The organism is Paenibacillus sp. Pae15 (assembly GCF_024519685.1).
In the GTDB taxonomy this organism is placed as follows: domain Bacteria; phylum Bacillota; class Bacilli; order Paenibacillales; family NBRC-103111; genus Paenibacillus_G; species Paenibacillus_G naphthalenovorans.
The window spans coordinates 58,405-84,430 of record NZ_JALJRM010000004.1; the positions used below are offsets into that span (position 1 = coordinate 58,405).

The following is a 26,026-nucleotide window of genomic DNA, read 5'->3' on the forward strand; positions in this document are numbered from 1 at the left end:
AATGAAGAACAGCTCTGTAGTTTTCAAATGTTTAATTGTTATTTTGTTGGGTTTTATCGCTGCCTGCGGGGTCAAGCAAGACCAGGCAGCGGAGAATCAGGGAGTGGCGGCTCCGGATCAAGTGAAGGCGGCACAGGAAGAAAGAACGATAAAGCACAAGATGGGGGAAACGAAAGTACCTGCCGATCCCAAGAACATTGGCGCCCTTCAGCCGTTTATCATGGATCATTTGTTGGCGCTGGGAGTCAAGCCCGGTTCCGGCGTGATGTTCGACCAGAAGTGGCCTGCGTTTCTTGCAGATGATTTAAAGGAAACGAAAGTAATCGGCAATGATGCGAACCCGAATCTGGAAGCGATTCTGGCCGCCGGTCCGGATTTAATCATAGGGCAGCCCTTTCAGGAGAAAGCCTATGACGGGTTATCGAAAATCGCTCCTACCATCATTTTGGACACGAATGCAAAGGATTGGCGCAGTACCTTTCTAGAGGTAGGCGAAATCACGGGTAAAACCAAAGAGGCCCGGTCCGTGCTGGAAGCTTTCGATAAAAAAGCCTCCGAAGCCAGGAAGACGCTTCAAGAGTCCATTGGTAATGAAACGGTCATGTTTCTGCGGGTCACCGATAAAGAGCTTCGTTATTACGGAATCAAAAATTATAAAATTTTGTACCAGGATTTGGGGCTTCAGCCTCCGAAGGAATTTGTGACGGACGAATCCAAAACATTCCAGGCGATTTCGATGGAAAAGCTGCCGGAGATTAATCCGGATCATATCCTGCTGCTCGTACAAAGTGAAGAAAAGCTGAATGAATTAAAGGGAAGCTCCCTGTGGCAAAACATGACTGCCGTGAAGAAAAACCAGGTGCACTCTGTCGATTATGATCTTTGGCTGCAGGGCTGGGGGCCCATCGCTTATAGCAAGCTGATTGATGAGACGCTTCAGTTTTTGGCGCGCAAATAACAGAGGCCTCCATGAAGATGCCTATGAAAAAGAAGAGGGGCAGACCATGAAGCAAACCTTATACTCGGAACATTTGAATATTGCTTATGCGGATCGGATGATTGTTGAGGATTTAAACTTGCACTTTCCAGAAGGGAAAATCACCGCGCTCGTAGGTGCCAACGGTTCGGGAAAGTCAACCATTCTGAAGGCGATGGCAAGAATTATGAAGCCTGAAGGGGGACAGGTATATCTCGACGGCAAATCGATCTACAGGCAGTCGACCAAAGAAGTCGCCAAACAGGTGGCCATTCTTCCGCAAAATCCAGCCGCTCCTGATGGATTGACGGTCAGCGAGCTTGTCTCTTACGGCCGGTTTCCGCATCAAAAAGGCTTTGGCACGCTGACGAAGGAAGACAAAGAAATCATTCAGTGGGCGATTCAGGTAACAGGGATGACGGAATTTTATGATCGCCCGGTAGATCAGCTTTCCGGCGGTCAGCGGCAGCGGGCGTGGATTGCCATGGCTCTGGCCCAAGGAACTCAAATTCTTTTTCTCGATGAGCCTACGACATTTCTGGATATGGCCCATCAGTTGGAAGTACATCAGCTGTTAATGAAGCTCAATCAGGAAGAACAGCGAACGATTATTATGGTAGTCCATGATTTGAATCATGCCTCCCGATATGCCCACCATGTGGTGGCCATTAAACAGGGGAAAGTGGTCAGTGAAGGAAGTCCGGACAAGGTCATGACCAGAGAAGTGCTCAAAGAGGTTTTTGGGATCGAAGCGGACATTATATCTGATCCGAGAAGCGGGGTTCCTCTATGCCTGCCCTTTGCGCTGGCTTAGGAAGGGACCTGCCGTGCGTCGCCCGTATTCGTATTGAAGTTATGAATTTATAGTGAGGATGTTTTAACGTGTCAATAACAGAAGCAACAGAGCCTATTGCGGATTCTTCAACACCAAAGCTTCGTTCGCGTCCCGCAGCCGCCGCCATCGTTTTGATCGGAGGTCTTGCCGCTCTTGTTCTCGGCATCGCGGCATCCATTTCATTCGGTGCGGCGGATATCGGATTGATGACCGTATGGGAAGCTGTATTCCGGTTTAATCCGGATCTTACGGCTCATCAAATCATCCAGGAACTGCGATTGCCGCGGGTGCTTGGAGGTGCCGTAGTCGGGGCCAGCTTTGCCGTCGCCGGAGCTTTGATGCAGGGCATGACCCGCAATCCGCTGGCCGATTCCGGTTTGCTGGGACTGAATGCCGGAGCCGGCTTCGTCATGGCGTTGTGCTATGCCTTATTTCCCGGCCTTCCTTTTATTTATCTAATGCTGTGTTCGTTTCTGGGTGCCGGACTCGGGGCAGGGCTCGTGTATGGCATCGGCTCTTCCGCGACAGCCGGGCTTACACCGGTTCGCCTTGTCCTTGCCGGAGCGGCGGTCACCGCCTTGTTGTCGGCGCTTAGCGAAGGGATTGCGATCCATTTTAATGTTGCCCAGAATCTGGCTATCTGGTATGCGGGGGGGCTGGAAGGCACCCGATGGATTCAATTGCAAATCATTTTTCCGTGGATTCTTGGCGCATTGCTCGCCGCCATGCTGCTGTCTCGTTCCATCACGCTGTTAAGCCTGGGCGAAGAGATTGCGGCGGGACTTGGCCAGCGCACGGAAGTAATCAAGCTTGCGGGACTGGTCATCGTCCTTATACTCGCCGGTGCGGCGGTTTCGGTCGCCGGTACGATCGGTTTCGTCGGTTTGATGATTCCCCATGTAACCCGGTTTCTGGTTGGCGTCGATTACCGTTGGATCATTCCCTGCTCGGCTGTTCTCGGAAGTCTTCTGATGGTTTTTGCCGATCTGGCGGCGAGAATGGTTAACCCTCCGTTCGAGACGCCGTTAGGGGCGCTCATCGCTTTGCTGGGGGTTCCTTTCTTTCTCTATCTGGCGCGTAAAGAAAGGAGGGGGCTGTAATGGGAGCAATGCCGGAATCCGTTTTGGAAAACAGAAGAAAAAAAGGCGGGTTTACCGTCATGGCCGTTCTCGGCATACTGATTATCGCTGCTTTCATCATCAGCATGAACACCGGATATATACGTTTGTCGCCGCTTGATGTGATAAAGACGTTGTTTGGATGGGGGACCGGCAAGCAGGAATTGATTCTGTTTGAATTCCGCTTGCCGCGCATTGTCATTTCCGTTCTTGTTGGTGCCGGCTTAGCCGTGTCCGGCTGTATTCTGCAGGGCATCACCCACAATGCGCTGGCTGATCCCGGCATTCTTGGCATTAACGCAGGCGCCGGTTTAACAGTCATGCTGTTTATTTTTTTATTTCCGACATCGGCAGCCGCCCCGGTACTTTGGCTTCCGGTAACGGCATTGGTTGGTGCGGGGCTAACCGCCGCATTGATCTGCATACTCGCCTACAAACGGCATAAGGGATTTGTGCCGACAAGGCTGCTGCTTACCGGGATTGCAGTGGCCACAGGCATCAAAGCGGCAATGATCGTACTGACGCTGCGGTTTGATCCGGATCAGTATCAGTTTGTGGCCACCTGGCTCGCAGGCAGTATATGGGGCTCGAGCTGGAAGTTTGTGCTCGCGCTTTTACCATGGATTGTGGTGCTTCTTCCGTTTGTATTTTTCAAAGCCCGCGTGTTGAACGTGCTGAATCTTGGGGATCAGACAGCTGTTGGGCTTGGCACGCCGATTGGGAAGGAAAGGCTTATGCTGCTGGGTGCAGCGGTAGGTTTGGCCGGATCGTGTGTAGCGGTAAGCGGAGGCATCGGTTTCATCGGGCTGATCGCTCCGCATTTGGCGCGAAGGCTTGTCGGGCCGAAGCATCAAATGCTTTTGCCGACATCGGCTTTGGCCGGGGCTTTGCTCCTTATCGTGGCGGATACCTTGGGCCGTTGGATTGTGCAGCCGTCAGAGGTTCCGGCCGGTCTCGTCGTTGCTGTGATCGGAGCGCCATATTTTCTTTATCTGCTGGCGCATGCGAAATCTTGAATCAGTTTGAATGTTGGAGGGAAATCTGTGTTTTTAATAAAAAATAGATTGTTGTATGTAACCTTGATGATCTGGCTAGTCATTGCTCTTGCTGCCTACGGAGGCCAAGCGGGATCCGGGGCGTCGAATGCTCCGGCGGAGCAGACCGGCGATTCTTCCCCTGTGACCGACAAAAGCACGAAGATATTTAAAGCGGCGAATGGGGACGTTGAAATTCCGGTTCATCCGCAGCGCATCGTTGCGATCACGTTCTTGGGAGATCTGCTCGCGCTCGGGGTCAAACCGGTCGGCGCCGGTTCGATCGCGTTGAACAATTCCGTTCTTTTGGAAAAGGAGCTTGAAGGTGTAGCCGATGTCGGGGATGTCTCCGTGGAAAAGGTACTGGAGCTTAATCCGGATTTAATTATTGTACCGACGTATCTTCCGTCTGAAACGGTCGAGCAGCTGAAGAAAATTGCTCCTACCGTAGCGATTCCTTCCGTTGGCCTGGAGGGCGGAGATCCGCTGGAAGAATTGAAGACCTTCGGCGTGATGCTCGGTAAAGAAAAGGAAGCGGAAGCCTTCATTGCCCGGTATAAGCAAAAGGCTGAGGAAGCAAAGGCAAAATTAAACGGCATCATCGGTCCGGACGAAACGGTGGGAAGCTATTCCATTTGGGCGAAAAATCTTTGGGTATGGCCTAAAACGCGTGATGCGGGCTACAATCTGTTCGAGATGTTACAATACAAACCGCAAGACAAAATAGCCAAGGAAATTTTCCCGGATGGCAAAGGGAAGGACATTTCCTTGGAGGTGCTGCCCGAATTTGCCGCCGACCATATGTTTATTACGGTATACGAACCGGACGGAGGGGCCGAACGGGCGAAGGAAGTAGCGAATGGCGCCATTTGGCAAGGCCTGCCCGCCGTGAAAAATAACCATGTTTACTATTTGGATTATAAAAAATTCTGGATGATCGACGGGCTTAATTTGGAGAAGCAATTAGACATTCTGGTCGATCTCATCGTGAAGCAAAATCAAAAATAACCGGTCCCCCGGATATTCAAGTCTTGATGAAAAACCCGTCCTCACCGGACGGGTTTCGTTCGTTACATATCCATATCAGGCGTGCCACCGCTGCCTTTCTTTTTCTGTTCCGGTTTATCGCTAACGACACATTCCGTTGTCAGGAACATGGCGGCAACGGAAGCTGCATTTTGCAAGGCGGAGCGGGTTACTTTAGCAGGGTCCACAATTCCCTTCTCAATCATATGTACCCACTCGCCGTTGGCCGCGTTATAACCTATGCCCGCAGGCTCCCGTTGAATCCTTTCCACCACGACGGAACCGTCGATCCCGGCATTGGAAGCGATCGTTCGAATCGGGGCCTCCAGCGCATGACGCACGATGTTGATGCCCGTCGCTTCGTCGCCGCCGTTGGTTTTTATGTTTTCCACAGCCGAAATCACATTGATCAGTGCGACGCCCCCGCCTGCGACGATTCCTTCCTCGACTGCGGCACGTGTGGAGTTCAATGCGTCTTCGATACGTAATTTTTTCTCCTTCATTTCGGTTTCTGTCGCTGCGCCTACTTTAATCACAGCAACACCGCCGGCCAATTTGGCCAGCCGCTCCTGCAGCTTCTCGCGGTCGAATTCGGAGGTCGTTTCTTCGATTTGTTTTTTAATTTGTTGTACGCGCGAATCGATATCCTGCTTTTGTCCATAACCGTCGACAATCGTCGTGTTCTCTTTGGTTACTTGCACTTGACGAGCGCGTCCGAAATGTTCGAGCCCCGCATTCTTCAGGTCAAGACCAAGTTCTTCTGTAATGACTTGTCCACCCGTTAGCACTGCAATATCCTGCAGCATCGCCTTCCTGCGGTCGCCAAAACCAGGCGCCTTCACCGCTACGCAAGTAAACTTGCCGCGCAATTTATTAATGACAAGCGTGGCCAACGCTTCCCCTTCCACATCTTCGGCAATGATCAGGAGAGGCTTGCCCTGCTGAACCACTTTTTCAAGCGCGGGCAGCAAATCTTTGACATTGGATACCTTTTTGTCCGTAATCAAGATATAGGGCTCATCCAATACCGCTTCCATTTTATCCGTATTTGTAATCATGTAAGGGGAGATATAGCCGCGATCGAACTGCATCCCGTCAACCGTTTCCAGTTCGGTCGTAAAGCCTTTTGATTCTTCAACGGTGATGACCCCGTCTTTGCCGACTTTCTCCATCGCTTCCGCGATCAGTTGTCCGATTTCTTCATCCGCGGCGGAGATGGCAGCCACCTGTGCGATTTCATTTTTGTGATCCACCGGTTTTGCGATTTTCTTAATCTCATCAACCGCAACGCGAACGGCTTTCTCTATCCCTTTTCGGATGAGCATCGGGTTTGCGCCGGAGGTCACATTCTTAAGACCTTCACGAATCATTGCTTGGGCGAGTACAGTAGCGGTGGTAGTACCGTCGCCGGCTACGTCATTGGTCTTGGTTGCCACTTCCTTCACCAATTTGGCGCCCATATTTTCAAACGGATCTTCCAGTTCGATTTCTTTTGCAATGGTTACTCCATCATTGGTAATCAGTGGAGAGCCGAATGACTTTTGCAAGACCACATTGCGTCCCTTAGGACCAAGAGTCACTTTCACGGCATTAGCCAGCGTGTCCACACCACGAAGCATAGCGCGGCGAGAATCTTCGTTGAACAGGATTTGTTTAGCCATGGGTTACCAGCTCCTTTTGACCTGAAGGTTCCAAAATCGCCAAAATATCCGACTCTCTAAGGACTAAATAGTTTTTTTGCTCAACTTTTATCTCGGTGCCCGCATATTTGCTGTAAAGAACGAGGTCACCTTCATGCACATCCAAGGGTATGACGTTACCCTTTTCTATTCGTCCTCGACCCACCGCAACAATTTTGCCTTGCACCGGTTTTTCCTTCGCCTTTTCGGGAAGTACGATGCCGCCGGCTGTCACTTCTTCCTGCTTCTGTGGTTCGATCACCACTCGGTCACCTAACGGTTTCAACATCGAGTACCAACCTCCCAACTGAATGTATTAGCACTCGTAAAGTAGGAGTGCTAATGCTGATAATTAATATACATCATTTGTATCGTCGATCAAAGGCGGTTTTCCCGTATGAAAGCTTATAAAAATGAATTCAGTTCGTGATTTTTTATCATTTCTCTTGATTTTGAAGGAATACTTGTATTTTTTACCGTGGACGCACAGAAAAAAAGAGAAAAATTAAGCAAAGAAAAGAAAGAAAAAGAAAAGCCGGGATTTTTTTGTTCAGGTTGCCCAAAATTAGCAAAATGTACCTTTGAAAAAAAGCAAAAAGAAAAAATATACTCAAATTAGCACTCGTCTCATTAGACCGCTAACAAAAAATGATATGAAGAAGACAATCATATTTGAAGCTTTTTATTGATCGTGGGAACATGACGGTAAAGAATTTCACCTATGATCATGTCTTCTTTTTTTGTGGGGTGAACCGGTATGAAAACATGATGAAGTGCGACTCTCATTGCCAGACAGGGGGTTGACATACAGGGCCTGTTATTGATTCATTTGATAGGAGGTATTTGCCGTATGAATGCATTACTGCTTGCCGGAGGTCTCGGAACCAGGTTGAAGCCGCTCACGGAAACATTGCCCAAACCGATGGCTTTAATCGCCAATCGTCCGTGGCTGGAGCATGTGATTGTTCATTTGAAAAAACAGGGTATTCAAAATTTCGTTATCGCGGTCAAGCATCATCCGGAGAAAATACAGAATCATTTTGGCAATGGAGAGAAATGGGGGATCACGATCCAATATGCGATGGAAGATTCCCTCAAAGGCACTGCCGGAGCCATCAAAAACGCGGAGCGTTATCTTGACGATCGGTTTATCGTGGTCAACGCGGATATCGTTCATGAAATCGACCTTAATCCCTTATTGGAATTTCACCGGAAGCACGGGGGAAATGTCACTATCGGCTTGACGGAGGTGGACGATCCCACCCAATATGGCGTCGTGCAGCAGGACGGGGCTGGACGCATCCTTCGGTTTGTCGAAAAGCCCCGTTTGGAAGAAGCGCCGTCACGTCGGATCAATGCGGGAATTTATGTGATGGAAAAAAAGGTGCTGAGCTTCATTCCCCCGGATCGGGAAGTTTCCATCGAGCGTGAAACCTTCCCTCTGCTGATTACCAGGAATGCAGGTGTTTACGGAAAAGTGATTTCGGGATACTGGATGGATATGGGAACCAAAGACAGGTACCGCCGAATTCATTGGGATGTGTTAAATCGCGTGAACAACCTTCCGATCCCCGGCAAAGAAAGCGGAAAAGGAATCTGGCTGGGCAAAAACTGCGATATTGGCCCCGGTGTACTGCTCATTCCGCCGGTTCTTATCGGAGATAACGTGGTTATCGGGGAACGCTCCATTATCGGGCCGTTCAGCGTAATCGGAAACGATTGTGTGATCGGCCGTAACGTGCGCTGTTCCGAAACCATTATGTGGGACCGCTGCAAAATAAACGACGCAACCCATTTAAGCAACTGCATTTTCGGTTACGATCTTGAGATGGGCTCGAAGCATATTTTGCATGAAGCGGTCATGAATCGAATGGGGGTGCTGCAAGCATGACTCGAGTGGCTTATGTCAGTACGTACGTGCCTCAAAAATGCGGGCTGGCCACCTATACGTTTCATTTAAGGCAGGCGGTCAATAACGCCAAGGGTTGGAAAGGGAAGGACCCCGTCGTTGTGCTCACGGAAAACCCGGCCGACCGGTCCGGTGATCCCGTTTTGTGGCCGCTTCAGCGCAATCAAGTTGAAGATTACGCCAAAATGGTGAGGAAAATAAATGGCTCCGATATCGACGTTGTTTCCCTGCAGCATGAATTCGGGATCTTTGGCGGTGAAGCGGGAGCTCACATCTTAACCTTTATCCAAAATCTAAAAAAACCTCTCATCACAACCTTTCATACGGTTTTCAAGAAACCCGAGCCACCCTACGCCTCGATCCAGAGGGAAATCGCGGAAAAAAGCGCAAAGATCATCGTGATGAACCGGAAGGCAATTGCCTATTTGCAAGAAGCGTACGGAATCCCGAAAGAAAAAATTTGCTTTATCCCCCACGGTACACCAGAGCCGAGTTCGGAAAAAAGGCAGCATGTCCGGGAGCAGCTTGGCTGGCAGAACCGAAAAGTGCTCATGACGTTCGGGCTGCTGAGCCGTGGCAAAGGCATCGAACTGATCCTGAAGGCATTGCCGGAAATCGCACGCAGGATTCCCAATGTTTTATATGTGATTGCCGGACAAACGCATCCGGAAATCAGGAAGCGGGAAGGAGAGTCCTATCGGAACGAGCTGCAGGAACAAATTCGAACCAGCGGTATGCAGCAGCATGTTGCAATGATTGACAAGTACATGGACGAGGACGAACTGATCAAGCATATTTCAGCATGCGATATCTATGTGACCCCTTACCCGGGGATGCAACAGATTACAAGCGGCACATTGGCATACGCTGTCGGGTTGGGGCGGCCGGTATTATCCACGCCCTACGCTTATGCGCAGGATTTGCTTTCCGACTATCCGGAACTGCTTTTGCCTTATGAAAATGAACAGGCATGGATCGATAAAACGGTCTCGCTGTTGACCAACGATCCTTTATTGAAGAGCTGGAACAAACGAATGGAGCGTATCGGGGAAACAATGCATTGGCCGGTAATCGGAAGGCAGCACGCAAGCTTGTTCGCCGAGGTGAGGGAACGTGAATCCGTCATCAGTTAGTTTTCGGCATATGTTTCGGCTGACTGATGATACCGGAATCGTAGAGCACGCTCTTGGCCGCATTCCCCGCCGCCAGGAGGGCTACAGCACGGACGACCAGGCCCGGGCGCTCTGGGCGTGCCTGGAGTGGCTTGATTATGTTCCCGAGAAGGAAGCTGACGGTTTACATTCGCTCATCGATACGTATCTCTCCTTTTTGCTTTGGACACAAAACGAAAACGGACATTTTCACAACAACATCGCTTTTGATCGGACGAGAGAAGCCGAAACGCCCTCGGATGATTGCCTGGGACGCTGTTTGTGGGCCAGTGCGCTCGCTTTTATAAAGCTGCAGGATCGGGAACGCGCGCTTGCGGCAAAAGAAATCCTTGAAAAGGCGATGAACCAGGTGGCCAATTTGCAATACCTGCGGGGATCTGCTTACGCGATGGCGGCGATAAGTCTCTTGATTCGCCATAACTATCCGCGCGACTTGGATGCTGTATTGGCGGCACTGGCGGCGAAATTGCTTCATGCTTACCGGACCCATGCCAGGCCGCAATGGTTATGGTACGAACCGGCATTATCCTACAGCAACGGGATTATCCCCTGGGGATTGTTTTGCGCGTATGAGGCTATGAAAAACAATGAGCTTCTTGACGTTGCTGTAGAAAGCCTGGATTTTCTAATCCGGTTATCGCTGAATGAGAAGGGGCATATTCGTCCGGTAGGGAATAGGGGATGGTGTACGCCAGAGTACAGAGCACTGTGGGATCAACAGCCGATCGATGTCATGAAGCTCGCTTTGGCCGCTTCCAAAGCCTACGAAATGACAGGAAAAGCCCGTTATGCAGAGATCGTAGGTAAATGCAGGGGCTGGTTTTACGGCGAGAACGATGCGGGGGTTCCGATGTGCAACGCGCTGGAAGGGAGCGGATACGATGGATTGGGGGAAAAGGGTCCGAATCTGAACCAGGGAGCGGAATCTACACTATCTTATTTATTGACAGAGGCTGTTTATCTGAAACTTAACGCGAACAAAAGAGGTGCAGAGAACTATGCGGCTTATCGATGCTAAACGTAACCTGCTGCCAACCCAGGTTTTTCGGGAATATGATATTCGCGGAAAAGCCTACGCGGAAATCGATCTTTCTTTCTGCTACTTGCTTGGCAAAGCGTTTGGGGAAAAGGTTAGGGCTACGGGAACCGACAAGGTGATTGTCGGCCGTGACAACCGTAAATCGTCTCCGGAATTTCATCGTGCGCTAATTTCCGGTTTGCACCAAGCGTCCTGTCACGTCGTGGATATAGGGGAAGTCACGACACCGATGTTTTACTATGCGCTTGAATTTCTAAAAACGCCCTGCGGTGTAATGATTACTGCAAGCCATAATCCCGGTGACGAGAACGGATTTAAGATTGCGATGGACTATTCGACCATTTATGGAAACGCGATTCTAGAGCTGCGGCAAGGGATGCGCCGGCTTTCGGAAGAGGAGGACATACCGCAAAAATACAGATGGAACATGCGTCTGCTGAAGCGCGAAGACGTGGAAGAGCCGTACTTGACCATGCTGGCCGAAAAAATAAAACTTGGCCCGAGAAAATTAAAAGTAGTGGTGGACTGCGGCAATGGCACGCCGTCTCCTTTTGTTCCGAAAGCGTTGAAAAACTGGGGCTGCGAAGTAATAGAGCTTTATTGCAAGTCCGACCCGGATTTCCCGAACCATCACCCGGATCCTGTGGATCCGGACAATTTGAAAGATCTGATCGACAAGGTGAGAGCGTCGAAGGCTGATATTGGTATTGCCTTCGACGGAGACGGCGACAGGCTCGGCGTCGTGGATGAGCAGGGGAACGTGTTATGGGGCGATCAATTAATGATTCTGTTCTGGCGCGAAATTCTTCCCCGATATCCCGGCTGTGACGCTTTAATTGAGGTGAAATGCTCAAAGGCGCTGGTGGAAGAAGTCGAGAGACTCGGCGGCAAGCCGGTGTATCACCGCACCGGGCATTCGCATATCAAAGCTACGATGCGCAGGCTGAATACGCCGTTCAGCGGCGAAATGTCTGGTCATCTATTTTTCCGTGACGAATACTACGGATTTGACGACGCCCTGTATGCGGCCGGTCGGCTCCTACGGATATTGACCCATACGGATAAGCGTCTTTCGGATTGTTTTAAGGATGTACCCCGTTATTATGCAACACCTGAAACGAGAGTTCCGTGCAGCGACGACGCCAAGCTTCGCATTTTGAACAAAGTGAAGCATTACTTTCATGGAAGTCATGAGATGATCGAGGTGGACGGAATTCGTGTTTTGTTCCCTGGAGGATGGGGGCTTGTCCGCTGCTCCAACACGCAGCCGATTTTAGTATTGCGTGCGGAAGCGGAAACGGAGGAAGGGTTGAATGAAATCAAGTCGGAACTGGAAAAGGCCTTGAAAACTGCATCCGGAAGCCTGCAAGTCAACTGGTAATTGGCAGCGCCCGGTTAAGGAGTGGAACATGGATTTGGACTGCTTGGAAGGGGGTTACATGCAATGAAAGTATCCCGATATATCGGCAACCCGATCATTGAGCCCAAAGATATTCGTCCATACCTTAAAGATTATGAAGTCATAGGCGTTTTTAATGCCGGTGTCATGCGTTACGGAGATGAGATCCTGCTGCTTCTGCGCGTAGCGGAAAGGCCGGTACACCGCGATCCGAACGTTGGATTGAGTCCGTACTACGACGTCGCCAACGGCAGAATGGGGATCAATCAACTGGAAAAGGGAGTCCCGGGATATGATTTTTCAGATGCTAGGGGCATCGCTACACCGGAAGGCTCATTGCTCACGTCCCTTTCCTATTTGAGAATAGCGAGGAGCAAGGACGGCGTTCATTTTGAGATTGATGACCGTCCCGCTTTATTTCCGGAAAACCAATATGAGATTTACGGAATTGAGGATTGTCGGATCACTCAGATTAACGATACGTATTTTATCAATTATTCGGCCGTGTCCAACCTGGGAATTACAACCTGCCTGGCTTCCACGAAAGATTTTGCATATATTCAACGCGAGGGCGTGATTTTCCAACCGGACAGCAAAAATATCGTCATCTTTCCGCAAAAAATTAACGGCAAATATTATGCCCTTCATCGGCCTTCCAGCTCCAGCTTTGGCAAACCAAGCATGTGGTTGGCGGAATCTCCCGACCTGCTTTGCTGGGGGAATCATCGTTTCTTGATGGGCTGCCGGCCGGGCCTGTGGGATGAAGCACGAATAGGGGGAAGCTGCGTTCCTATTAAACTCGAACAGGGGTGGCTGGAAATTTATCATGGCGCCGATCGCAATAATAGATATTGCCTGGGGGCCGTGCTGCTGGATTCGGAACAGCCCTGGCGCGTCATCGCCCGCAGTACGCAGCCTTTTTTGGAGCCGGAAACGGACTATGAAAAAGAAGGTTTTTTTGGCAATGTCGTTTTCAGCTGCGGGGCGCTTTATGAAGACGGCAAGGTAAAAATTTATTATGGCGCAGCGGATACCTCTATGTGTTATGCTGAGGTAGAAATGAGTGAAATTCTGGAGCAATTGGAACAGGTTTGACCGGCAACCCGGCGATGAAGGAGCGAATGGAGACTGTTTCACAAGAAAGACATCAACTTTTGGGACAGTCTCTTTAGCATCTTTCTAAACGTATTCAGTCCGAACAGGTCACACGTCGTTTGAGGATGACTCTTTTTTCAGCGGGCTGTTACCTTTATGATGATGTGGTTATAATAGTTATATATCTTGAATACGTTTTAAAATGAAGCGGCGGTTTTATAATGGGGAGTGAGTGTTATGAATAAGAAGAATGTGAAATTAAGAGTAGCCTGGATCATCCCCAATATATGCTTATATTTGCTTTGTATTGCGGTCGGCGTCTTTGTGATGGCGAATGCCAGTGGATTAAGTGAGATCGATAGATTAGGTACTTGGGTGGTTTTGTTGCTTGCGCTTTTATCGGTCGCCCTCATTGGCACGCTCAGAATCGTATTTTGGATTAAAAAAGGTAAGATGTGATCCTGTGGGAATATTTGTAATATATTAGCATAAATAGTAGTAAAAGCGTTTCTTTGATTGACGAATGTTTAACTATTAGGTATTATTATAGTACGCTTAATTTCCGAGTCATCGGAAAGCGGGGGAACCAATTTTCTGGGGCGAATCATGATGTAGGGAACCATCTTTCCCGAGCCCGGCAGCTAACCTCGTCAGCAGTTAGATGGGTCAAATTCATTTTTTATTCGAATGATGGTTTACATTGACCCGTATTGCGGGTCTTTTTGTTTTGTTAGACCCGCCATATAGCTGCTGATCGTCAAAGGCATCTGCGGTCATGCTGCTTATTGCGGGTTTTTTGATGCGGCGAATTTTAAAGGAGGAGTGGAGCAGGAGAGGACTCTTCTTTAAAAGGAGATGCTGTAAAGCTATGATTATGAAAACAAGAGATGGGAAAGTCGTTGAAATTTTATATAAGGATGAACAGGGATTTTGTTATTGTGATGATGGGATGACCCGGCCTAAAAGCGAATTAACCGTACCTACCAAAGAAGAGGTTTTGGATAAACGTAAAAGCAATAAACTAAAGACAGAGGAAAGGAACATGCCATGATTCAGAGAATTACTGCCGCTCATTTACAGCAGCTATCCAAAGAACAGCAAGAAAAACTGCGCGAACAATGGCATCCGGAAGAAGGGGAATATATCTTTTACAGCGGACAAGAAGAGATGATCTACTACATGGGCGGTTTTCATAAAGAGAAAGCGCTCCCGTTATTGACGATTGGTCAAATGCTGGCGTATTTGCATCAATATGACAGCTATATTCGCATTGATAAGATTTACGAAGAATGGCTGATCAAGACTTCAAGCCTTGAAGTGAAGGGTCGCGAGCTGTGCGATGCGCTGTGGAATGCCATGATATTGATCTTATAATGAACCAAGATCCCCCATTTCCAGGGGGATATTTTTATTAACTCCATTGACACTCTCTATGTCAGCAGGTCATAATCAATTTTGAACCGGTACAAATATGTATTGGATGGATGAAGTGAATACAATAAAGAAAGAGGTGTTTACGATCGAAACAAACCCGCGTGAAATATATGGCAGCCTGGTTTCAACGGGGGAATATGTATGCGTCAGCATTGTCGGCGAACGCATCTTTTCCGTCACGCCCACAGAGAAACAAAAGCGTGCCGATAACGAAAGGGAAGTCTGGATTTGTCCCGGTTTGATCGATCTGCAAATTAACGGTTTTGCTGGCTATGATCTGAATAGGGCTGATGCGGACCTGGAGGAACGTGTGGAAGCGATTCGGCAAATGACACGGGAAGTGCTGCGAACGGGTACGACTTCTTTTTGTCCGACGATTATTACGGCCGGATTCGAACAGATTCATTCCAGTTTAACGGCGATTCGTCTGGCCTGCAGCCGGGATCCGATCGTAGACAGCTGCGTGCTGGGCGTCCATTTGGAAGGACCTTACTTGTCTGATCAGGACGGTCCGCGAGGCGCTCACCCCCGCGAACATATTAAGGATCCCGACTGGGAAGAGTTTACCGCTTGGCAGGAAGCCTCGGGCGGGCGCATCCGTATGGTGACATTGGCGCCGGAACGCACGGGAGCTGTCGAGATGATTCGCAGGCTTGTTCAAGAAGGCATCCTCGTATGCATAGGCCATACGGCCGCGTCTCACGATGAAATTATTGCGGCTGCCGATGCCGGTGCGAGAATGTCCACTCATCTGGGGAACGGAGCGCATGCACAGCTTCCCCGGCATCCGAACTATATTTGGTCACAGCTTTCCGACGACCGTTTGACTCCGGGCATCATTTCCGACGGACATCATCTGCATCCTTCTGTCATGAAGGTGATGGCGCGGGCAAAGAATAATCAAATAGTTCTTGTCAGCGATGCGGTGCATTTGGCCCATATGAAGCCGGGCATTTACAAGACGCACGTTGGCGGGGAAGTGGAGCTGCTTCCTTCCGGGCGGCTGCAGATGGTTGCCGATCCGCTGCTCTTGGCCGGAGCGGCCGTATCCCTTGCAGACTGTGTGCAAACCTATATGCGGCTTACTTCAGCGAGTCTCCATGAAGCCATAAGGTTGGCTACGATCATGCCTGCCCGCTTAATCGGAGAGCCGCTGCTTGGACAGGTGCGGCCGAATGGAATGGCGGATTTGTTGACCTTTACTCTGAATCCAGAGGACGGCAGGATCGATATGCTTGCCGTTACAAAACGTGGACAAACGGTATATTCAGCTGCGCAGGAAAATTTGTGAATAAAGAAATCTACCATTGACGATAAAAAATGAAAGCGCTATAATTTGATTTGAAACGGTTCAAAAATTTCGTCCCAAAATGGTCGAAAATGATGTTAAATGGTTGCAGTTGCAAGCCATTTAACAAATTTAAATCCATTTGCAAGCGCTTGCATAATTGTAGAAGGTGATTGGTTTTATGGCAATCGTCTAATATCCCACTAGAAACGCAAAGGTCACAACATTAACACGACAAATTATGTTATATATATGTTATTAATTTTATGTTAATCAAATTTATATTGATTAATTCCGTTTTTTGATGTTAATATAAATAACATAAATTGCTTGAGAGCAGCGTATTATTTTTTTTAGTCCTTATTTGAACCGGTTCAAAAAATGAGCCGAATCAATAGTATTCACTATCAGAAGGGGGAAGTGATCATCCGCTGCACCCACGTCAGGAAGTGTAGGTAGTCGCAAGTTAGAAAGCGTGAGGTAAACTTCTGCTGGTTTTCGGTTTTGGCATGACATGTTCGATGGCGAAACGTAAATAACTTAGGGGAGTGATTGCAAAATGGCATCTAAAAAAGCAGTCTCAAGCGGTCTTGCAGGTGTGTTGGTATTATCGGCAATGTTGTCTGGCTGTTCGGGCGGCGGCGAACCGGCCCCCGCAGGCGGAAATGCACAGGGCGGTGGGGGCCAGCCGGCAGATCAAGCGGTGAGTCTTTCCATCTGGACAGGATGGCCGGAGCTTGATCCGTATTTCAAAAAAATGGCTGAGGAATACAAAAAAACAAAGCCGAACGTATCCATTGAGGTCTCTTCTTTCCCGCTGCGCGATTACGAAAAGAAGGTGGCTGCGGCGCTTCCGTCCAAAAGCGCAGCGGATATCCTCCCCTTAAATCCAAACCTGGCGCTCCGCTACATTGAGGGAGGCTTGATTCAAACCACCCCCGAGGATCTCGTGAAGTACGTGAATTCCGGGATTCACGAGAAGTTGATCGTCGATACGACCAGCGTGAACGGTAAACCATACGGTGTGCCTTCTTTCATGGGGGCCGGAGCGATTTATTACAACAAAGACATGCTGAAGGAGGCCGGGCTGACAGAGCCGCCTAACGTCGATAATCTGCTGGAATATGCCCAAAAACTGGCCAAACGCGATGCTTCCGGCAATCTGGAGCGGGCGGGAATGAGCTTGCGGTTAAGCGGCGGCGGCAGCGGCGTCGGGGAGAAATTCTGGAACCTTCTGGCCCAGCGCGGCGGCAGTATCGTCAAGGAAGTGTCACCGGGAAAATATACGGCGAATTATAACACCGAAGAGGGTTACCAAACGTTGAAGCTGTATGTGGACATGGTGCACAAGTTCAAAACGGACGATCCGAAGCTCAAGCACGACACGGAAGCGTTCCAGACGAACCTGGCTGCATTCTATATTCGTGAATCCAATGTCATTATGGACACGAAGAAAAAAGCTCCCGATCTAAATTATGATGCCGCTCCGCTCAAAGCCAACGTCATCAGTCTGATCAACTATTATGTCTCTAGTACGGATAAAGCGAAAGCCGAGGCGGCATGGGATTTCATCCGTTTCCTGACCAAGCCGGAGAATCACAAGCAAATCATCACGATGAGCGGCTGGCTGCCGGCCCGCAATGATCTGGATCTCAATGACGTGTATAAGGAATATCCGCAGTATAAAGCGTTCTTTGTGAAGCAGGACCTGCAAATGTATCCGCCACTGCCCGAATTCGATGAAATTCTGACGAAATTCGCCGACCGTCTGGCAACCAAAGGGTTTACGGATCCATCCTTTGTTGATAATCCGGATAAAATGAAAGCTTTCCTGAATGATGCGGCAAAGGAAACGAACGATATTTTGAAAAAAGCAGGCCGATTGGCGGAATAAAAGGAAGTTTATGATCGAAATCATTAACAACCTACAATTTTAGCAGTACTAACTAAACCGCAGCCGGGTCCGATGGTCACGGTCGGGCCCGGTTTGCCAGTTGGGGTGGGAGTATGCCGGACAAAATCAGATTCGCTATCGTGGGTGCCGGTGTGATTGCAAAGTATCACGCAGAATCCATCCGTCAGCATCCGGATGCAGAGTTGGCGGCGGTCGCCGACAACAGCACCGAGAAGGCAGGACGGTTGACGGAAGGACTTACGGACGCTCGCTTGTTTAAGGATTATCGGGAAATGCTGAAGATGGAGGACATTGATGTGGTCTGTGTTTGCACGCCGAGCGGTTCTCACAGCGATGTGACGATAGCCGCCGCCCAAGCGGGAAAGCACGTGCTTTGTGAAAAGCCTCTGGATATCAACGGCGACCGGATGACCGCGATGATCGATGCTTGCCGCAAAGCGGGAGTGAAGCTCGGATGCGTATTTCAAAGACGCTTGATGCCGGCCATGCTACATGCCCGTCAGGCGCTGCAGGACGGCAAAATCGGCAGGCCCGTTCTCGGCAATGCTTATCTCAAGTACTACCGCAGTCCGGAGTATTACAAGAGCGGCGGCTGGCGCGGAACCTGGAGGCTCGACGGCGGCGGGGCTCTTATGAATCAGGGGGTTCACGGCGTAGATTTGATTCAGTATATCATGGGTGAGGTCGAGTCGGTATTCGCTTACACGGCCACGCTGGCTAGGGAGATTGAAGTGGAAGATACGGCCGTTGCGGCATTGAAATATAAGAGCGGAGCGTTCGGCATCATTCAGGCCGCGACCTCCGTCTATCCGGGTCAGGAGACCCGGTTTGAGATTCACGGAGATCAAGGGACGATCGAATTCGGTGATGAAGGCATCAAGCAATGGACGTTCATGGGGCATGACGAACCGGCCCCGGTGTTGGAAGATACGCTCGGCCTGGCCTCAAGCAGCAATCCGCAGCAGATTTCCAGTGCCGGTCACTACTTTTACGTGGACGATATGATTCAGGCGATCCGCGGCAATCGTGAGCCTCACGTGAACGGCGAGGAGGCCAGAAAGTCGGTTGATCTGATTCTGGCCATATACGAATCGGCAAGGTCGGGTAAAGAAGTCAAGGTGTAGACGCCAAGGAGGAGACGGATGTGGTAAAATTGGCAATAGATGGGGGAAGTCCGGTGAGAACGAAGCCATTCCCGGAATGGCCGATTTATGACCAGTTGGAAGAAAAGCTGCTGCTTGAGGTTCTGCATTCGGGAAAGTGGGGTGGAGCAACCCGCAGCAAGCTTCCCGAAGCGGAGAGGCTGTTTGCCGAGCTTCATGATGCGAAGTATGCGGTGACGGTCGTGAATGGGACGGTGGCCATCGCTATAGCCCTTCAAGCGGCCGGAGTAAGAGCCGGTGACGAGGTCATTGTACCTCCTTACACGTTCTTTGCTACCGCAGCGGCTCCGCTCCTGTTCGGAGCGATTCCGGTATTCGCCGATGTGGAGGAACAAACGCTTTTGATCGATCCGGATCAAGTGGAGGCGCTGATTACCCCGAGGACAAAGGCGATTGTACCGGTGCATATCGGGGGAGCGCCGGCGAACATGACCAGGCTGAAGGCGATTGCCGAGAAGCACGGCTTGCGCATCATCGAGGACTCGGCGCAAGCGGCAGGGGCCCGCTGGAACGGAACGGGTGTAGGCGCTATCGGCGATTTGGGCACATTCAGCTTCCAGTCGTCCAAAAATATCAATTCCGGCGAAGGCGGCATGATTCTGACCAACAACGAAGCCTTGGCGGATCAAGCCTGGTCGCTGGTCAACGCGGGCCGCATCCGTGACGGTGCTTGGTACCAGCATGAAGTGATCGGTTGGAATTTACGCATGACCGAATTTCAGGCGGCCCTGCTTATCGGTCAGCTCAGCAGACTGGAACAGCAAATGGCCGTCCGTGAGAAGAATGCCCGCCTCCTGAATGAACTGCTTCAAGATGTGGATGGCGTAAGTCCGTTGGCAACGGACCCGCAGGTTACCCGGCACGCTTATCATCTGTATATTTTCAAATTGCATAAGGATCTGGCCGACAAGCTGAATAAAAGCGATGTATGCCGTATGCTGAACGCGGAAGGCATTCCCGTTCATGAAGGCTATGTGGCTTTAAACCAAAACCGCGCGATTTCGGAAGAGATTCGCAAGAGGACAGGGCAAGCCCGCAGGGATTCTTGTCCGGTAGCCGAACGCGCATGTGAAAAAGAAGCCCTGTGGCTTCCGCAAAATGTTTTATTAGGGGACGAACAAGACATGCACGATATTGCTCAAGCCATTCGCAAGGTCGTGCAATCGGTTTAGTTCCTGCAGGAAGGAGAGTACCCTACCCAATGATATGGGATCGTGTGGGCGTGTTAACCGACGAAGTATCCCCGCATGTGGAGGAAGCTCTGGATTGGATTGTGGAGCATCAGCTAAAGCATGTGGAAATTCGCATGGTTAACAGAAGGAATGTCATGAATTTATCCGACGAAGAGTTGGCAAACCTGCGCCGGGAAGTAGAGAAGCGGGGATTGTTTGTCTCCGCCATAGCCTCACCTGTATTTAAATGCGCTTTAGACCCGGCGCGTCCGGTTTCAGCCGGAGACACGTTTGGTCAGCCGGAGGAAGCGGTCGAAGCGCATTACCATAAATTGCACAGGGCAATTCAAATTGCCAAACAACTCGGGACGAGAAGAATCCGCATTTTTTCGTTCTGGCGGGAACAGGATCCGATGAAGTATGAAGCCGACATCGTCGCGCATCTCAAGGCGGCGGCAGCGATCGCGGAGCGGGAGGATGTCACCTTGCTATTGGAAAACGAGCCTTCCTGCAACGGAGGATACGCGGAGGAAGTAGGGCGTTTCGTCCGCGGCGTGGCATCCGAAGCCGTCAAAGTGCTTTGGGATCCTGGGAATGAGGCCTATGGGGGAAAGCCTGCATTCCCTGACGGATATGAACAGATTAGAGATGTGCTGGGTCATGTACACTTGAAAGACGCCCGGGTAGAGCCCGACGGAACGCCGCGCTGCGTGCCGATCGGAGACGGCCGTGTTCCGTTTGCGGCTCACATTTCCGCTTTGGAGAGAGATGGTTACCGGGGGCTGTACACCATTGAGACGCATTACATTCCCGAGGGCGGGACGGCTGCGGAAGGAACCCGGTTGACACTGTCAGGCTTGCGCAGGGCGCTCTCACAAGGGGAGGTGCAGCTATGAACGTGACGATCGCCGATATTGCCAAAGCTACGGGCCTCGCGAAAAGCACGATTTCCGGAGTGTTGAACCAAAAAAGCGGTTTTTCCGAGAAGACCCGCCAGAAGGTGCTGAAGGCAGCGGAACAGCTTGGGTATGTGCCTAACGAAATCGCCAGAGGCTTATCTTCAAGATCGACCGGTTCCATTGGATTGATCATCAAGGATATCACAAACCCTTTTTACAACCACATTACCAAAGGGGTACAGGAAATTGCCGGTGAGCATGGGTACACCGTATTTCTATGCAGCAGCGGCGAGGATCATCAAGCCGAGATTGATCACATTCAGGCCATGGTCCGCAAAAGGGTAGACGGTTTGATCATTGCTCCGCTCCTGGAGGAAGTCACATTCGACCATTTTTTTGAATTGAAAAAAACGAACGTCCCGTTTGTGCTGCTCGGCAAAATTCCCGGCTTGTCCTGCGATACGTATGAATTCGACGATTATGACGGCGGACGCCAAGTGACGGAGCACCTGTTGTCCATGGGGCATACCCGCATTGGTTTTGTACGCGGCCCCAAAACCTCCAAAGCGGCCAAAATGCGCTATGCCGCATTTGTGGATACGATGAAGGGGCAGGGCATTGAGGTGGATGAAAGGTTTGTGTTTCATGATGCGAACGGAATAACGGACGGAATGGACATAGGCCATCGGATCGCCGAAATGACGGATCGGCCTTCCGCGATCATCTGTTTTGATGACGTGATTGCCATCGGTGCCGTTAAAGCGCTGCTGGAGGCCGGACTCCAGGTGCCGGAGGATGTCTCCGTCGTCGGGTTTGACGACATCGAACTGACTACGTTTCCGCTGACAACCGTGTCGATTCCGACTTATGAAGCGGGGAAAGCATTGGCCTGGACGCTGTTCGACCGTATTTTCGGGCGGCGCGTTTCAGGGTTTCAGCATATCATGTTCGAGCAAAAGCTCATCGTTCGATCATCGGTCAGACGGTTACATCATCTTAAAGAAACGGAAGGTTGATCTATGGAGTCCACAACAATTCATCAACTGACAGTATTGCGTCATACGACGCGCGAAGCGATGGGTAAGGCTGTAGCGCTCGATGTTGCGGGCAAAATGAAAGAACTTCTTGGGCAAAAAGAGGTCATTTCCATGGTGTTTGCTTCGGCTCCGTCCCAAAATGAATTTCTTGATGCACTTCGAGACGAGGAGGGCATCTTCTGGGACCGGGTCATCTGCTTCCATCTGGATGAATACGTCGGGTTACCAGCCGATGCGCCGCAAAGCTTCTCCTTATATCTCAGGGAGAGGCTGTTCAATCATCGCCATCCCAAGCAATTTCATGCCATTAACGGCTTGAACGATCCGCAGGAAGAATGTAAAAGATATTCGGAATTGCTGGCTTCCCATTCCATCGATATTGCCTGCATTGGAATCGGAGAGAATGGCCATATCGCATTCAATGATCCCCATGTAGCGGATTTTCAGGACCCCTTGAAAGTGAAAGCCGTCCAGCTGGATGAATCCAGCAGGCAGCAGCAGGTAAACGATGGATGCTTTGACGCATTGGACCATGTTCCTGTTCAAGCCATTACGTTAACCATTCCGACGATTTTATCGGCGTCCGCTATCTTTTGTACCGTGCCGGGCGACAGGAAGAGCAGGGCCGTGCATGAGACGTTGTATGGTCCAATCGATGTGCAGTGTCCCGCTTCGGTGCTGCGCAGGGCCGAATCCTGCCGCATTTATTTGGACGAAGACAGCGCTTCGTTATTGTAGGCCGAATCGATGGTGAACGGAAAGGGAAGGAGGGGCTAGGGAAATGGAAGCATCTGTGAAAAAAAGGTTTCGGCTGAAGCCGGGTCACTGGTTTTGTATTCTGGCATTGGCGCCGATCATCGCCCTGTATACGTATCTTAGATTCATACCGATCGCCAAAACGATGTACATCAGCTTGTTTGAATGGGACCTGATATCGGTCAAAAAGCCTTTTGTTGGTTTGGAGAACTTTATCACGCTGTTTCAAAGTGAACCTTTTATTATTGCTATCCAAAATACGTCGATCATTGCCTTTGGCATTCTCATCTTTAGCGTGCCTACCGCGCTAATCATCGCCTCTATGCTTCATAAAGGCATCCGCTTTAAAGCATGGTACGAGGCGCTTTATTTTCTGCCTGTCATTACGCCGATGGTACCGGTGGCCGTAACCTGGAAGTGGATCCTTGATTCGCAGCACGGTTTGTTCAATTATTTTTTATCCTTTTTTGGGGTGGCGCCGAAGGCTTGGCTGTTTGACCCGGTACTCGCGATCGTATCGGTGATTATGCTGACCGTATGGAAAACGGTGGGATATAATATGATCATTTTTCTTGTGGGTATGACGGGGATATCGAAGGAATTTTACGAAGCCGCTGCCATTGACGGGGCGACGGGAGCCAAAGCATTCCGGTACATTACTCTTCCGATGCTCAAACCGATCACGGTATTCGTGTCGATCATCACGCTGATTCACGGCTACAATGTGTTCAGCCAAATCTATATTCTGGCTTCCGACATTCAGGGTTCCCCGGGATATGTTGTGCGTGTGCTTGTGTATGACATGATCGAAAACGGATTCCGTTATTACAAGATGGGGTACGCCTCGGCCGAAGCCGTTGTGCTTTTCCTGATCGTGCTTGCGCTGACGATGGTACAGCTTTGGTTGGCTAAGGATAATACCACGTCTGGAAAGGGGTTGAACCGATGAAACGGAGAAATCAGATCATGACGGCCTTGCGGATGCTCCTATTGACTCTGGGAGCGATCCTGATGGTCATCCCTTTCCTGTGGATGGTATCGACGGCGTTTAAAACGCCTCCGGAGCTGAATATCTATCCTCCGTCATTTATTCCGCAGCAGTTTAATTTCGACAACTTTGTTGCGGTGTTTGAAACGGCGCCCTTTCACCTTTACTTTTTTAACAGCCTTAGAATGGCGGTATTCTCGGCGCTTGCCATTGTGTTCACCTCTGTGATTGCCGGGTACATTTTCGCCAAATTCCGGTATTATGGTCTGGCTTTTATTTTTTCATTATTGCTTGCAACAGCGATCGTCCCTTTTGAAATCTACATGATTCCGCTTTACTTGCAGATGCAAAGTCTGGATTTGCTGAATAAATTCAGCGGATTGGTCCTGCCGTATTTGGTCATGAGCTTCGGTATCTTCTTTATGCGTCAGAACGTCATTCAGCAAATTCCGGATGAAATTCTGGAGTCGGCCCGGGTGGACGGAGCGTCGGAGTGGCGCATCTTTTTTCAATTGGTCGTCCCACTGCTGGTGGCGCCGATGAGCGCCTTGGGGATTTTCGCGTTTATCGAGGCGTGGAACGCTTTTGTTTGGCCGCTTCTTGTCGTCGGCGACAAGTCTTTGTTTACGATGGAGCTGGGTCTGGCGATGTTCCAGTCGTCCTTCTCGATCGATATGACGGTAATGTCCGCCGGATCGGTGATTTCGGTGATTCCGATATTGATTGTGTTTATCTTCCTCCGTCGTCACATTATTCAAAGCATCAGTATGACAGGCAGCAAGTAAATACTGCAGCATATTCCAGAGTTGATCGGGGTGGGCCATGAATCATTTATTGTCGTTTTACCGGGAGCATGCGGAGAAGGTTCTATTGCCCTTTTGGTTTCGGGCTATCGACCTTGAGCGCGGCGGAATTTACACTTGCTTCAATAATGAAGGTACGGAGCTTGTCAGTACCGACAAGTATACGTGGTCCCAGGGGCGGATGATTTGGATTCTTGCCCATATGGCGTCCATGATCCAAAAAAATCTCCTCTCGGGAGATGCGGACTTTTGCTTGCGGAACGCCCGCAAAACGATGGATTTTCTGCGCGATCATGTATTCCTGGATAATGGGAACTGTGCTTATGTGCTGACGGCAGACGGCGGGAAAAAGGAAGCGATTCCGGGGTTGGGGTACGATATCAGCTTTTATGCGGATTGCTTTGTCGTACTCGGCTTCGCCAAATTTGCCCAAGCGGCCGGAGATTCGGCGGCGCTTCAGGACAGCTTGCGTTTGTACCGGCGGATCATGGAGCGGGTAGCGGAGGGGGATTTGCGAAGCGAGCCGTACCCGGTGCCCGAAGGGTATGAAGCCCATTCCGTTCCGATGATTCTGCTCAATGTCTCCCAGGAGCTTGCCGATGCGCTAGATGCGTTCTCGCATCCGGAGGTACAGGCCGTGCGGAACGAGGCGATTTCCTTCGTGGATACGATCATGGACCGGTTTTATGATCTCGACGGCGGCATCATCCGTGAAATGCTTCCGGCCGATCGGAACGAAGCGGATACGCTGCTCAGCAGGCATGTGACGCCGGGACATTCGCTGGAGTGCATGTGGTTTGTGATGACGGAAGCGGTGAAGGCCGGCAGCAGGCAGCGGGTGGAGCAAGCGGCTGCAGTGGTCGAACGGGCGTTCGATTTGGGCTGGGATCCGCAACACGGAGGACTGTTTCGTTACGTCGACCGCGAGGGAGGGGAGGTACGCGGCCGCAGAAGCGGCGGGCGCTATGAGGCATTGGTAAGCGACACGTGGGACATGAAAATATGGTGGCCCCACTCCGAGGCGCTGTATGCTTTGCTTCTCGGCTATCGACTGACGGGCAGAATCGATCTATATGCGAAGTATGAGCAGATGCACGATTATGTGTTTCGTACGTTCCCCCATCCGGATCAAGCGGTCGGCGAATGGATTCAAATCCGGGATCGGAGCGGTCAGCCGGTACAGAAGACCGTGGCCCTTCCGGTCAAAGATCCCTATCATATTTTGCGAAACGTATTGTTGATCATTGAGCTGCTTGCTTCGGAATAAAGGGTTTGCAGTTGAGGGGGAA

The 26,026-nt window shown here is 50.4% G+C and carries 25 protein-coding genes and 1 riboswitch; of the genes, 23 read left to right on the top strand and 2 right to left on the bottom strand.

Going from position 1 to position 26,026, the window contains the following annotated elements:
• The first annotated feature begins 1 nt into the window (after position 1).
• The 5 genes from NR121_RS04590 (at position 2) to NR121_RS04610 (ending at position 4,971) form a co-directional block, all read left to right on the top strand.
• The gene (locus tag NR121_RS04590; RefSeq protein WP_074727417.1) at positions 2 to 958 is read left to right on the top strand and encodes an ABC transporter substrate-binding protein; all 957 of its coding nucleotides are present in this window, start codon (positions 2 to 4) and stop codon (positions 956 to 958) included.
• Positions 959 to 1,004: 46 nt separating this feature from the next.
• Complete coding sequence (locus tag NR121_RS04595; protein ID WP_054817303.1) at positions 1,005 to 1,790, top strand: ABC transporter ATP-binding protein; 786 nt, start codon at positions 1,005 to 1,007, stop codon at positions 1,788 to 1,790.
• A gap of 68 nt (positions 1,791 to 1,858) precedes the next feature.
• A complete protein-coding gene (locus NR121_RS04600; protein WP_256830682.1) occupies positions 1,859 to 2,911 on the top strand; it encodes a FecCD family ABC transporter permease in 1,053 nt (350 codons plus the stop codon).
• Between the two features lie 8 nt (positions 2,912 to 2,919).
• Positions 2,920 to 3,945: a FecCD family ABC transporter permease gene (locus NR121_RS04605; RefSeq protein WP_375162511.1), complete on the top strand. Its 1,026-nt coding sequence runs from the start codon at positions 2,920 to 2,922 to the stop codon at positions 3,943 to 3,945.
• A 27-nt stretch (positions 3,946 to 3,972) separates the two neighbouring features.
• On the top strand, positions 3,973 to 4,971 hold the full coding sequence (locus tag NR121_RS04610; protein WP_256830686.1) for an ABC transporter substrate-binding protein: 999 nt from the start codon (positions 3,973 to 3,975) through the stop codon (positions 4,969 to 4,971).
• Between the two features lie 62 nt (positions 4,972 to 5,033).
• Here NR121_RS04610 and groL read toward each other — a convergent pair whose 3' ends face one another.
• Positions 5,034 to 6,650 (bottom strand): chaperonin GroEL, encoded by a 1,617-nt coding sequence (gene groL / locus NR121_RS04615; protein WP_256830687.1) that lies wholly within the window; start codon positions 6,648 to 6,650, stop codon positions 5,034 to 5,036.
• Positions 6,643 to 6,957, bottom strand: a complete 315-nt coding sequence (gene groES, locus NR121_RS04620) for a co-chaperone GroES (protein ID WP_062410585.1) — start codon at positions 6,955 to 6,957, stop codon at positions 6,643 to 6,645. Before groES ends, groL begins: the two co-directional genes overlap by 8 nt.
• A 561-nt stretch (positions 6,958 to 7,518) precedes the next feature.
• Here groES and NR121_RS04625 point away from each other — a divergent pair.
• The 18 genes from NR121_RS04625 to NR121_RS04710 all read left to right on the top strand — a co-directional run bounded on the left by NR121_RS04625 (position 7,519) and on the right by NR121_RS04710 (position 26,004).
• Positions 7,519 to 8,559, top strand: coding sequence for a nucleotidyltransferase family protein (locus tag NR121_RS04625; protein WP_054817305.1), 1,041 nt, complete (start codon positions 7,519 to 7,521; stop codon positions 8,557 to 8,559).
• A complete protein-coding gene (locus NR121_RS04630) occupies positions 8,556 to 9,710 on the top strand; it encodes a glycosyltransferase family 4 protein (protein WP_256830695.1) in 1,155 nt (384 codons plus the stop codon). The genes NR121_RS04625 and NR121_RS04630 overlap by 4 nt, the downstream gene beginning before the upstream one ends.
• A complete protein-coding gene (locus NR121_RS04635) occupies positions 9,691 to 10,767 on the top strand; it encodes a glycoside hydrolase family protein (protein ID WP_145862568.1) in 1,077 nt (358 codons plus the stop codon). Before NR121_RS04630 ends, NR121_RS04635 begins: the two co-directional genes overlap by 20 nt.
• On the top strand, positions 10,748 to 12,169 hold the full coding sequence (locus NR121_RS04640; RefSeq protein WP_062410588.1) for a phosphomannomutase/phosphoglucomutase: 1,422 nt from the start codon (positions 10,748 to 10,750) through the stop codon (positions 12,167 to 12,169). Before NR121_RS04635 ends, NR121_RS04640 begins: the two co-directional genes overlap by 20 nt.
• 63 nt (positions 12,170 to 12,232) lie before the next feature.
• On the top strand, positions 12,233 to 13,282 hold the full coding sequence (locus NR121_RS04645) for a glycoside hydrolase family 130 protein (protein ID WP_062410589.1): 1,050 nt from the start codon (positions 12,233 to 12,235) through the stop codon (positions 13,280 to 13,282).
• 237 nt (positions 13,283 to 13,519) lie between these two features.
• A complete protein-coding gene (locus NR121_RS04650) occupies positions 13,520 to 13,741 on the top strand; it encodes a hypothetical protein (protein WP_062410590.1) in 222 nt (73 codons plus the stop codon).
• Between the two features lie 83 nt (positions 13,742 to 13,824).
• Positions 13,825 to 13,953: riboswitch (cyclic di-AMP (ydaO/yuaA leader) on the top strand.
• A 197-nt stretch (positions 13,954 to 14,150) separates the two neighbouring features.
• Positions 14,151 to 14,333, top strand: a complete 183-nt coding sequence (locus NR121_RS04655; RefSeq protein WP_062410591.1) for a hypothetical protein — start codon at positions 14,151 to 14,153, stop codon at positions 14,331 to 14,333.
• Complete coding sequence (locus NR121_RS04660) at positions 14,330 to 14,656, top strand: hypothetical protein (RefSeq protein ID WP_054817310.1); 327 nt, start codon at positions 14,330 to 14,332, stop codon at positions 14,654 to 14,656. Before NR121_RS04655 ends, NR121_RS04660 begins: the two co-directional genes overlap by 4 nt.
• A gap of 115 nt (positions 14,657 to 14,771) precedes the next feature.
• Positions 14,772 to 16,007 (top strand): N-acetylglucosamine-6-phosphate deacetylase, encoded by a 1,236-nt coding sequence (locus NR121_RS04665; RefSeq protein WP_160327405.1) that lies wholly within the window; start codon positions 14,772 to 14,774, stop codon positions 16,005 to 16,007.
• A gap of 556 nt (positions 16,008 to 16,563) precedes the next feature.
• Complete coding sequence (locus tag NR121_RS04670) at positions 16,564 to 17,898, top strand: extracellular solute-binding protein (RefSeq protein ID WP_062410592.1); 1,335 nt, start codon at positions 16,564 to 16,566, stop codon at positions 17,896 to 17,898.
• A gap of 113 nt (positions 17,899 to 18,011) precedes the next feature.
• Positions 18,012 to 19,043, top strand: coding sequence for a Gfo/Idh/MocA family protein (locus tag NR121_RS04675; protein WP_062410593.1), 1,032 nt, complete (start codon positions 18,012 to 18,014; stop codon positions 19,041 to 19,043).
• A 20-nt stretch (positions 19,044 to 19,063) separates the two neighbouring features.
• A complete protein-coding gene (locus tag NR121_RS04680; protein ID WP_074727410.1) occupies positions 19,064 to 20,254 on the top strand; it encodes a DegT/DnrJ/EryC1/StrS family aminotransferase in 1,191 nt (396 codons plus the stop codon).
• A 29-nt stretch (positions 20,255 to 20,283) separates the two neighbouring features.
• Positions 20,284 to 21,150 carry a sugar phosphate isomerase/epimerase family protein gene (locus tag NR121_RS04685; RefSeq protein WP_062410595.1) on the top strand — a complete coding sequence of 289 codons (867 nt, stop codon included), beginning with the start codon at positions 20,284 to 20,286 and terminating at the stop codon, positions 21,148 to 21,150.
• A complete protein-coding gene (locus tag NR121_RS04690) occupies positions 21,147 to 22,169 on the top strand; it encodes a LacI family DNA-binding transcriptional regulator (RefSeq protein WP_062410596.1) in 1,023 nt (340 codons plus the stop codon). The genes NR121_RS04685 and NR121_RS04690 overlap by 4 nt, the downstream gene beginning before the upstream one ends.
• 3 nt (positions 22,170 to 22,172) lie before the next feature.
• On the top strand, positions 22,173 to 22,928 hold the full coding sequence (locus NR121_RS04695; RefSeq protein ID WP_062410597.1) for a glucosamine-6-phosphate deaminase: 756 nt from the start codon (positions 22,173 to 22,175) through the stop codon (positions 22,926 to 22,928).
• A gap of 43 nt (positions 22,929 to 22,971) precedes the next feature.
• Positions 22,972 to 23,895, top strand: a complete 924-nt coding sequence (locus NR121_RS04700) for a carbohydrate ABC transporter permease (RefSeq protein ID WP_062410598.1) — start codon at positions 22,972 to 22,974, stop codon at positions 23,893 to 23,895.
• Entirely contained in the window at positions 23,892 to 24,719 is an 828-nt protein-coding gene (locus tag NR121_RS04705) for a carbohydrate ABC transporter permease (RefSeq protein ID WP_062410599.1), read from the top strand. Before NR121_RS04700 ends, NR121_RS04705 begins: the two co-directional genes overlap by 4 nt.
• Positions 24,720 to 24,756: 37 nt before the next feature.
• The gene (locus NR121_RS04710) at positions 24,757 to 26,004 is read left to right on the top strand and encodes an AGE family epimerase/isomerase (RefSeq protein WP_062410600.1); all 1,248 of its coding nucleotides are present in this window, start codon (positions 24,757 to 24,759) and stop codon (positions 26,002 to 26,004) included.
• The last annotated feature ends 22 nt before the right edge of the window (positions 26,005 to 26,026 follow it).